This is a genomic window from Micromonospora andamanensis (genome assembly GCF_016863495.1).
Taxonomy (GTDB): Bacteria; Actinomycetota; Actinomycetes; order Mycobacteriales; family Micromonosporaceae; genus Micromonospora; species Micromonospora andamanensis.
Genome location: NZ_BOOZ01000092.1, coordinates 1 through 9518, shown reverse-complemented (window position 1 = coordinate 9518; position 9518 = coordinate 1). Strand labels below are relative to the sequence as shown.

Genomic DNA, 9518 nt, shown 5'->3' with positions numbered 1-9518 from the left:
TTAGTTCGAGTAGCAGCTGGTGCAGCCGGCAGACCACGTCGGTGCGGGCGCGGCCGAGTTGGTCACGGCGGTCGACCAGCAGCCGTAACGCGACGGTGGTGTCGTCGGTGACGACCTGCCGCAGGCCTTCGGTGCGCAGGGCGACCACAGCAACGCTGCGGGCGTCGACCGGGTCGGTCTTGCGTCCCTGACCGGTGGCGAACACCCGGGCCCGGGCGGACAGCTTCGCGGGAACGTCCACAACGGTTTCGCCGTCAGCGACCAGGCGCTGGGCGACGTGTCGGCCGATGCCGTTGCAGCCCTCGACCGCCCACAGGCGGTCCTTGTGCCTGCGGCCGGCGGCGAGCATGGCCTGGTAGCCATCGCGGTCAGTGCCGAACCGGCCCTGCCCGAGCGTCTTCTCCCTGGCATTGATGATTTCCATGGTGGCGAGAACGCTTGTGCGGGTCCACGCCGATGATGACCTGGGCCATCGTTGTCCTCCCTCGATCCGACGATAAAACGTCGACGGGAGGGCAGCGCTACCTTGAGCCGGGCAGTCCCCTCTCGAGCCTCTCACCGCCGCGGTGACCGGCAGGACGCACGCCAGATGAGAGCCACACCAAACAGCGGTGGGCAGCCGCGAAGAGAGCGACCCCACCGGTCACCTCGACCAAGCCTGGCCGGGCTGCGGTCGTACCACCAGTAGATAAGTAGCCGCCGACCGGGAGTTGGCAGCTCAACGAGTGGGCACGGCCTGATCTGCCGCTCTCCGTGCGCGATGCGGGTGGAATATGGCGTGGAGGTTGCTGGCCGGGTCGGGCACGATACGGGCGTGATGCTGCTGGTTCCCGCCGATCCACTGCGACCGCGCCGTCCCGACGAGCACTTCAGGGCGGAGGCGGTCGCCGCTGGTGATGCCGGGCTCGACGTGGCGGTGGTCGACCACGACGCCCTGACCATGCCAGGGCGTGCGGATCAGGCGGTGGAGTTGGTGCCCGCCGGGGGTGAGGCGGTCTACCGCGGCTGGATGCTGCGCAGCGAACAGTACGCGGCCTTCGCCGAGGCGCTGGCCCGGCGCGGCGTGACACTGCGAACCTCACCCGAGCAGTACCAGCGCGCCCACGAACTGCCCGGCTGGTACGCCGCGCTGGCGGCACACCCCCACGTCGATGTGGACCAGGAGCGACCTGCGCGCCGACTTCGATCGGGTACGCGTCGAGTTGAGCACCGGTCCGGCCGTCCTGCGTGACTACACCAAGTCGATGAAGCACCACTGGCACGAGGCGGCGTTCATCCCCGACCTCGCCGATAGCGAGGCGGCGTGGAAGGTGGCAAGCCGCCTGCGGCACCTGCGTGAAGACGATTTCGTCGGCGGGTTCGTCCTACGCCGCTATGAGCGGTTCACCTCCGTCGAGGCGCGTACCTGGTGGGTCAACGGCGTCTGCGCCCTGGTCAGCGCTCACCCGGACACCCCGAACGACGTCCCACCCCACAACCTGGACCTGGACGCGGTCACACCGGTCATCGCCGCACTCGGCCTGCCGTTGATCACAGTCGATTTCGCCCTGCGCGCCGACGGCGTCTGGCGGATCATCGAGATCGGCGACGGCCAGGTCAGTGACCGCCCGGCCACCACCGACCCCAGCACACTGATCACCGCACTGCTCGCCGGCACCATCTGACTGCCGGATGTGCATCCCAGATCGGGGCATCCTGACCTGCCGCGTCGTGCGCGTTGGCCGGTGGGCGCCCCATCACTGTCCGGGCCGAACTGTGATGAGCGGTACGGCTTTGCCTGTTGATCGCAAGGCCGATGGTGGCGCGGAGCCGATGGTCACCGGCCCTGGGTACCGTCGGCAGCACCGGCGAATTGCGGGCCTGGATCGGTCAGCCCGCAGGTGCCGCTGTCAGGGCCGGATCGCTGGCAGGCTGGGCTGTTTCGGAGCGGCCGGCAGCGATGATGGCGTCCAGGATGTCGCGGGCGGCGAGCAGGTCGTCGATAGCCGTGGTGAGGCGGTCCCGGTCCTGGCTCAGCACGGTGGTCAGCTCGGGGCATGCGGGCACCAGCGCGTCACCGTCGTCGGTCATGCAGGGAAGCACCTCGGCGATTGTGTAGGTGCTCAGGCCCGCGGCCAGCAGCGTGCGGATGTTACGCACCGTCCGGACGTCGCCCTCCGCGTACTCGCGGTACCCGCTGCGGCGCCGTTCCGGTCGTAGGAGCTGTTGTTCCTCGTAGTAGCGCAGCGCCCGTTCGCTGATTCCGGTCCGCCGGGCGAGTTCGCCGATGCGCATGTGACCTCCCCCACCGCGGGTGGACTCTCACGTCAACGTGAATGTCTACGTTAGCCGGCATGGCAGCTCAGCAAGCAACTCACGGCGACCGGTCCCACATCACTGTTCTCGGTCTCGGTCAGATGGGCCGAGCGTTGGCGGAGGCGCTCCTGTCCGCCGGGTACCGGACCACTGTCTGGAACCGCACCACGGGGAAGGCTGACACCCTCGTCGGCAAGGGCGCCCTCCGTGCCGACAGCGTTAGCGACGCCATCGCGGCAAGCCCACTCGTGATCGTCTGTGTGGGCGACTACGACGGTGTACACGAAGTGCTCGACGGCAGCGTGGCCGAGATACGGGGCCGCGCCCTCGTCAACCTCACCACCGGTACACCGGACGAGGCGCAGGCCGTGGCCGCCTGGGCCGCCGGGCACGGCGCCGACTATCTCGACGGCGCGATGATGGCCGTACCGCAGACCGTGGCATCACCCGACGCGTTCTTCCTCTACAGCGGGTCCGCCGCAGCGTTCGAGACGCACCGCGACGTGCTGGACGTCCTGGCAACCAGCTACTACCTCGGCACTGACGCCGCGGCGGCAGAGCTGTGGGACCTGGCGCTGCTCTGCAGCGGCTACGCGGCCCTGACCGGCTTCCTGCACGGTGCGGCGCTACTGGACACGGCCGACGTCGCACCATCGGCGTTCCTTCCGCTGGCCACCCGGTGGCTGCACGGCATGATCGCGTTCATGTCCGAACTGGCGGACGAAGCGGAGTCCCGCGACTACACAACCGGTGTCTCCCCGGTCGCCATCAACCAGGTCGCGGTCGCCAAACTCGCCCATGTCAGCCACAGCCGCGGCGTCAGCACGGACATACACGCGCCGTTACAAGCCCTCCTCGGTCAGCGGGTAGCAGACGGACACGGCACCGACAGCTTCGCAAGCGTGTTCGAACTCTTGCGAAAGCAGTCGTAAGTCACACGCAGGCGTACGTCTCCGGCTGGGGAGACTTCACCACCGCTGCAATCGCCGACTTTCTCGGCCACCTCCCACGCGACATCGCCGACTTCGTCCGCGACCACGCCGCAGCGTTCACCCCGGCCGACGACAACTGAAACCGAGATCGAGCCCAGACAGCTCCAATCCGGACGCGGCCCCGGCACCATCCCCAGAGGTTGCAGGGCCGCTCATGAGCCAGCTTGTACAGTACGAGGGTTGGCCGGTATCCGCATGCCAAGGTAGGTGAGCGGCCCCGGGTCCGGCACGTTGATCACATGGAAACCGAGCCGGTCGTAAAAGGCCCTGGCGGCGGCGTTCTCGGTGACCATTCCAAGATGGACGGCCGGGACTCCGGCTTTAGCCAACGCCTCGATGAAGGCAGCGATGAGTCGCCGGCCGTAACCTGCACGCTGGTAGGGCGGTAGCAAGTCGATATGCAGATGCGCCGGATAATCCGCGAGGTCTGGCACGAGCATGCGCTCGGGCGTGTGCAGTAGGTGCCGCATCACGTCGTCGGAGGTCTGCGGCTGCCGCTCGCTGCCTAACGGCGGGTAGCGGCCGGCGATGCTGGGTAGCCACTCGTCGCGGAACAATCGGACGAACCTCTCGGTATCGGCGGTTCCGAGCACATAACCGACTGCACGATCGTCGGTATCGGCGACGATGAAGGCGAGTTCCGGCTCGAAGTGAACGTACGGAACGGCGAAGATCTCGGGCAGCAGGTCGGGCTCTGCGTAGTGGGGGCGGGCGTCCTCGCCAGCGTAGGCGGTGCGGATGCAGATATCGCGGATGTCGGTGCAGTCGGCCGACCGGTAAGGGCGAAGTGTGAGCACTAAGCCACTCTTCCCTGGAAGCGCTCTCACTTTCACCATCCAGCAGAGCCATCAACTCATGGCCCCTTCGGTCGAGCGTGTATCCGCCGAACAGTCGATGCTGTGTTCGTGCGGGGCGCTTCGCACGGCGTTGGTCCGAGGGTTACGGCAACTGCCAGGTGACGACGATAACGACAGCCTCGCGGCTGTCGGCTCCGCATGATTCTCAATGCTGTTTGGTCAAGTGGCGGGGACGGCGAGGGGTTGTTCTTCTTCGTAGGCACGGCCGTCGCGCAACATCGCCCAGAGCACGTCGTAGAACGACTTTGAGGCAGGGCTGAGCTGGATTCTGATCAGCGCTGATGTGTAGACGACGCGTTGGAGTTGGCGGTTGTATCGCTTGGGGCGGTGGAGATTGCCGACGCGCCGGCCGGGTCAGCCCGGGGACCTGCTCGGCGAACGTCCGCCGCCGTTTCCGGCTGATCGTGCAGCCCGGCAGGTGCGGCAGGCCCGGTGGTCGCCGAAACGAGATTGAAGGCGCATAGATGCCATTCTTCCGATCTCGGCGGTCTCGTGCGGCGAAGGCGTCAGGTAGGGTGCGGCACACTACTTGATCATTAGCGAGCTGTGACCCAGCAATATGTGATCATCGTGAAAGGGAGGCTCCGATGCCGGAGAACGGGCTTCATGAGGCGCTCGAGGAGCACCTGTCCGCCCTGCAGCACAAGGACATCGACGGCTATGCCGCGACGCTCGCCGACGAGGTGGTGCTGATCCTGCCGGACGGCCGGGTGCTTGACGGTAAGCCAGCCGTGGTCGGGCTGCACCGGGAGATGTTCGACGACGACAGTTGGACGCAGACGCGCACCGTACGGCGGGTCATGACGACTGGCAGTACCGGATGGGCGCTCGTCGAGTACCGGTTCGTTACGGTCGACGCCGACGGGCGGACCGTGTCGGACACCCAGGCTTACTTCGCACTGACCTACGCACTGGTCGACGGCCGATGGCTGGTGGTCGCCGACCAGAACACCAGTCGGTCGTAGGCGGCCAATGGCGATGGTGCACGTGAATGCGGCATGTCGTCCGGGTGAAGCAGCTCCTCGATACGTTGCGGCAATGATTCTCTCCAGCAAAGCCTTCGGCCGATTACTCGCTGTCTTCATCGCGATGGCCGTGGCGCTCGTGATCGCCCCGACAGCGGCTTCATCAGCGCCGTCCGGACAGGCGTCGCCCCAAGCCGATGCCGACATCGAGGCTTTGATCAAGGTCAATCCGGGGGCGAAGCGGATCGGAGACAACCGGATCCGCCTCGAGAACGGCGTGATCGCCGAGACCGTCTACTGCGCGGAAGACACGACAAGCAAGCAGGGGACGCAGGGCTGCGGCGAATGCGCGTACGGGTGGCTCTGCCTGTGGGACAGCACCTACTACAACGGATCCTCCTTGCGGCTCTACCATTGCGGGTTCGTCAACATCGGATCTGTTCACGGCTGGAACGACCGTATCCGCTCCTACCGCAACAACCAGACGCCTGGGACGACGACTCTCTTCTTCGATGTGACCGGCGGGGACTGGTGGCATTCGTACACCTCCTGGGCACCAGACAATCAGCCGCTTGCTCCGGTTCAGGTTTACTACGTAAACGGGATCACCGTTTGTTAGAGCCGACCCGGCGACGCCGGCTCGAGGTTCGTTCCGCACCTGGCAGTACGGCCCATGGGGGCGTCAAGCTCCGATTCCCTACACAGTCGACGAGCGTCCCAGCCCGACGGCATCGACGGCATCGACGGCAAGGAGAATGCGGGCGACCCGCAGGCCGGTAGGCGGCAGGCGGACTGCCCCGTGACGCCGCACTAAGGGCGACTGAAGCACGAGCGCCTACGGTGACAAGAATAGGCACGATTCTGTCGATACACGCCCGCGTTAGCTCATTCCAGGAGGAGGATTCTTATGGTAGAGGCACGAGAAGAGATCGATTCCGCCATCATTGACCTGGCGGGCATTCCGCTGGATCGTCTTCGATCGTCTGATGACTCGGCTCTGACGGCTGCGGTCCTCCGGGCCGCAAAGGAGGCAGTTGAGCCGAGTGACGTTGCGGCAGCCTTCCAGAACAGGTGTATTGGCGGCATCTAAGCGTGTGCGAGGAGGCTCGCCCGTAGCGAGCCGAGTCCCAGGCGGCGTTCGGCAAGGCGGAGGTTGCCTGGATACCAATGTGGTATCCAGGCAGGCCGACGACGCGGCCGGCCGTCGTCTGGGGCCAGCGCAGCGGGCATGGCCAACTCGAACGCACTCTACGCGCGACTGTTCGCATCGCCCCGCCGTTCAGGGCGTAGGCCGGTTAGCCGGGCGCCCTACTGGCCCGCACGAGCGCGCTGGCCATACACCAATCGACGACCTTCCGTTGGCCCATCACCTGAGGGAAAATCAGATGTCTGTCGATACTGCTGATCATGGCGTCGGCGCTGCTCAACGGTCCCTGCCGTTCCAGGAGTTCATCCTGAAGCTCAGCAGCCGTTGCAACCTGGCGTGCGATTACTGCTACATCTACGAACTGTCCGACCAGACCTGGCGGCAGCAACCTACGACGATGACATCGCGAACGGTGGACCGCACCGCACTGCGCATCGGCGAACACGTGCAAGCCCATGGTCTAAAGCAGGTCGACGTGGTTTTTCACGGTGGTGAGCCACTTCTGGCTGGCCCGGCACTCATCGACTACGCCGCACGGGCCGTACGAGCGGCGGCGCGCGGCACAGTCGTGAACCTCAGTGTCCAGACCAACGGGCTTCTGCTCGACGAACGCATGGTGGCCACCCTGCGCCGCCACCGCATCAGTGTCGGTGTCAGCCTCGACGGCGGCACGTCGGCCAACGATCGGCATCGTCAGTATCGGGACGGACGGGGCAGCTTCGCCGGAGTGGCGGCGAACCTGGTCCGGCTGATGGGTGGACCCGACAGAGCTCTCTTCGGCGGCCTGTTGTGCACGATTGATCTCGCGAACAACCCCGTTCAGGTGTACGAGGACCTGCTCAAGTTCGCGCCCCCGTCTATCAACTTCCTGTTGCCCCACCGGAACTGGACTTCCCCACGAATCGAGAAAGTTGCGCCTACAGGGCATCCGTACGGTGACTGGCTGGCTGCGATCTTCGATCGGTGGTATGGGGCGCCAAGGAAGGAGACCAGGGTCGTTCTGTTCGAGGAGCTGATGAACCTGCTGCTCGGAGGTGCGAGTAACGTCGAGGGCATCGGCCTGAGTCCGGCCAGGATGATCGTCGTCAGCACGGACGGCTCGTTGGAGCAGGTTGACTCGCTGAAGTCGACCTTCGACGGCGCGGCCGCCACCGGCTATGACGTGTTTCGACATCCGTTCGATGCTCTGCTGAACCACCCCGACATCGTCGCGCGACAGCAGGGGGTGGTTTCGCTCGGCGAGATCTGTCAGCAATGCCCTCTCGTCAGCGTCTGCGGAGGTGGTTACTACCCCCATCGTTACCGCGAAGGGTCAGGCTTCCGTAATCCGTCGGTCTACTGCCTCGACCTGCAACGGATCATCACTCATGTCCGTGATCGACTGGCCAGGGATGTCCACGGGCTGAGGGAGAACGTCTGATCATGGTTGCTTTCCACACCCTGTCGAAGGACGAATTCAACAGCCTGGCGGATGGTGGGGGTGGGCCGGAGACGGTTGGCCGGCTCCGCGCGAGTCGCTTGAGCAAGCACACCACGATGCTTGTCGCTGTGGCACGACTTGCGGCGATCTGTGGTGTCACGCCCGAGGAACGTCAGCTGCTCGAGGAAGGGATCGAGGCACTCGCTGCAGCACCGAAAGCCGAGTATGCCGCGCTCGTCGGTCATCCCCACACGGGGTTGTGGGCCGTGCGGTGCCTGGCCCGTCTGCAACGTACGGCCGATCATGCCATGCCCCTGTCCGTGGATCTCGGTCGAGTCGCCGCGCTCGCTGCGGCGGCGGCGATCCGGGCCGGCCAGTCGTTCGAGATGACGGTGCCGCTCTGGCGAGGACGCGTCTACCTTCCCACGCTGGGGCTGGCGCGCATCGGTAGTGAGCATGGTGCCGGACAGGCCGTGGTCCGTGGCGTCCGCGGCAGGGTCGTGATCATCGCAAGGCGTACCGTGGTAGCTCTTCCGGACGACCTCGAGCGGGACATACCCACCTGGTCGCCGGTACGACGGCTCACGGCCGCGGCCGACGGCCGGCACATCGAGGTGGAGCTTGAGGATCTTGACCCGGGTCGCGATGGCCTGGGTAAGCCCTTGGCGACGCGAGTCCCGCGTGCCGAGTTCTCCCAGTGGCAGAGCACCTTCGAGCAGGCGTGGAGGCTGTTGGCGCGTGACCATCCTGATCGGGCCGATTCGCTCGCCGCTGGCATGGTCGCTATCGTGCCGGTGAACCCGGCCCCGGGAAGCAGTGGCAGTGTGACCGCGCAGCACGGGTTTGGCAGCGTCGCGATGAGTCTGCCGAGGAACGGCGCCACGATGGCGGACACGCTCATCCACGAGTTCCAGCACTCAAAGCTGTACGCCGTCATGGACCTGGTTCCCTTGCATCACAAGGTGCCCGACCTGTCATACTCGCCGTGGCGCCCGGATCCTCGTCCGCTCACCGGAATCCTGCAAGGCGCCTACGCATACATCGGGGTCACCGACTTCTGGGACCGTCAGCGGCGTCTGCTCGACGGTTCTCGGCGTATGTTCGCCGACTTTGAGTTCGCGCGTTGGCGGGTTCAGGTCGCCCGGGCGGTACGGATGCTGCTCGCCTCAGGGCGACTGACCGAACACGGCGTCGAATTCGTCCGCGCGATGGGTGCACACTCGAGCCGATGGCTCGAAAGCGAGGTCCCCGAGCCGGTCCGTCGGCTCGCCGAGATTGCAGTACTGGATCATCAGATGCTGTGGCGTCTCGAGAACGCGCGGCCTGACGCCAGGGCGGTCAGGAAGCTCGCAAATGCATGGCTCAACGATAGGCCCTGTTCCCTCGATACTGACTCGATCGACGTGCAGGTCCGCGCCATCGCCGCCGACGACACGGAACTAAGTGTGCGTATGGACTTGATCCTGAGGGAGATGGGCAGGTCAGCCACGGACATCGTTGCGCCGCTGGGCCCGAGTTCAGCTGGCCCTGCCGACGTTGCGCTGGTGAAAGGGCAGCCGCACCGTCTCGTCGTCGAACTTTACGAGGAACAGATAGCGGCGGAACCCGCGAGGCGGACCCACTGGGCGGGGTTGGCCGTCGCGCACCAGGCGGTGGCTGATCCGGCAACATGCATATTCCGAGATAGCCCCGAGATCGTCTTCGCCGTGCACCGGGCCATCGTTCAAGCCGGAGGCAACCCGCCTCGGCCGTCCGCCTTGGCCGAATGGCTCGGCGCGGGCGGCACGGGGCAGCAAGGAGCTCATCGAGTCAGAGTCGGGAACAGGCGATGCTCAGGACAAT

The 9518-nt window shown here is 65.8% G+C and carries 11 protein-coding genes; 8 read left to right on the top strand and 3 right to left on the bottom strand.

All coding sequences use genetic code 11. The features are described 5' to 3' along the window. A partial coding sequence (locus Van01_RS32395) for an IS110 family transposase (protein WP_239099439.1) occupies positions 1-424 on the bottom strand: 424 nt, incomplete at its 3' end. Positions 425-814: 390 nt separating this feature from the next. Here Van01_RS32395 and Van01_RS33380 point away from each other — a divergent pair. Continuing rightward, positions 815-1231, top strand: coding sequence for a hypothetical protein (locus Van01_RS33380; protein ID WP_239099438.1), 417 nt, complete (start codon positions 815-817; stop codon positions 1229-1231). After that, on the top strand, positions 1152-1664 hold the full coding sequence (locus Van01_RS33375) for an ATP-grasp domain-containing protein (protein ID WP_239099437.1): 513 nt from the start codon (positions 1152-1154) through the stop codon (positions 1662-1664). The genes Van01_RS33380 and Van01_RS33375 overlap by 80 nt, the downstream gene beginning before the upstream one ends. A gap of 205 nt (positions 1665-1869) precedes the next feature. Here the strand turns inward: Van01_RS33375 and Van01_RS32385 are convergent, their stop codons facing one another. Then, entirely contained in the window at positions 1870-2274 is a 405-nt protein-coding gene (locus tag Van01_RS32385; RefSeq protein WP_204015739.1) for a MerR family transcriptional regulator, read from the bottom strand. Positions 2275-2333: 59 nt separating this feature from the next. On the opposite strand from Van01_RS32385, the gene Van01_RS32380 reads away from it, so the two are divergent. Next, positions 2334-3227, top strand: coding sequence for an NAD(P)-dependent oxidoreductase (locus tag Van01_RS32380; RefSeq protein ID WP_204015737.1), 894 nt, complete (start codon positions 2334-2336; stop codon positions 3225-3227). Positions 3228-3439: 212 nt separating this feature from the next. Here the strand turns inward: Van01_RS32380 and Van01_RS32375 are convergent, their stop codons facing one another. Beyond that, positions 3440-4084 (bottom strand): GNAT family N-acetyltransferase, encoded by a 645-nt coding sequence (locus tag Van01_RS32375; protein WP_239093033.1) that lies wholly within the window; start codon positions 4082-4084, stop codon positions 3440-3442. A 647-nt stretch (positions 4085-4731) separates the two neighbouring features. Between Van01_RS32375 and Van01_RS32370 the strand changes: the two genes are divergently transcribed. The 5 genes from Van01_RS32370 to Van01_RS32355 form a co-directional block, all read left to right on the top strand. Beyond that, positions 4732-5109: a YybH family protein gene (locus Van01_RS32370; RefSeq protein ID WP_204015733.1), complete on the top strand. Its 378-nt coding sequence runs from the start codon at positions 4732-4734 to the stop codon at positions 5107-5109. Between the two features lie 73 nt (positions 5110-5182). Then, entirely contained in the window at positions 5183-5728 is a 546-nt protein-coding gene (locus Van01_RS32365; protein WP_204015731.1) for a peptidase inhibitor family I36 protein, read from the top strand. A gap of 288 nt (positions 5729-6016) precedes the next feature. Then, positions 6017-6199 (top strand): FxSxx-COOH-like cyclophane-containing RiPP peptide, encoded by a 183-nt coding sequence (locus Van01_RS33995; protein WP_505745414.1) that lies wholly within the window; start codon positions 6017-6019, stop codon positions 6197-6199. Between the two features lie 295 nt (positions 6200-6494). Beyond that, positions 6495-7676, top strand: a complete 1182-nt coding sequence (locus tag Van01_RS32360) for an FxsB family cyclophane-forming radical SAM/SPASM peptide maturase (RefSeq protein WP_204015729.1) — start codon at positions 6495-6497, stop codon at positions 7674-7676. A 2-nt stretch (positions 7677-7678) separates the two neighbouring features. Continuing rightward, positions 7679-9518: HEXXH motif domain-containing protein (locus Van01_RS32355; RefSeq protein ID WP_204015727.1), on the top strand; the 1840-nt coding region annotated here is incomplete at its 3' end.

What these genes read in the sequence shown, in the direction of transcription:
- Van01_RS32370 (WP_204015733.1), top strand. Translation starts at nt 4,732, where the DNA reads ATGCCGGAGAACGGGCTTCATGAGGCGCTCGAGGAGCACCTGTCCGCC.
- Van01_RS32365 (WP_204015731.1), top strand. Translation starts at nt 5,183, where the DNA reads ATGATTCTCTCCAGCAAAGCCTTCGGCCGATTACTCGCTGTCTTCATC.
- Van01_RS33995 (WP_505745414.1), top strand. Translation starts at nt 6,017, where the DNA reads ATGGTAGAGGCACGAGAAGAGATCGATTCCGCCATCATTGACCTGGCG.
- Van01_RS33375 (WP_239099437.1), top strand. Translation starts at nt 1,152, where the DNA reads ATGTGGACCAGGAGCGACCTGCGCGCCGACTTCGATCGGGTACGCGTC.
- Van01_RS32385 (WP_204015739.1), bottom strand. Translation starts at nt 2,274, where the DNA reads ATGCGCATCGGCGAACTCGCCCGGCGGACCGGAATCAGCGAACGGGCG.
- Van01_RS32380 (WP_204015737.1), top strand. Translation starts at nt 2,334, where the DNA reads ATGGCAGCTCAGCAAGCAACTCACGGCGACCGGTCCCACATCACTGTT.
- Van01_RS32360 (WP_204015729.1), top strand. Translation starts at nt 6,495, where the DNA reads ATGTCTGTCGATACTGCTGATCATGGCGTCGGCGCTGCTCAACGGTCC.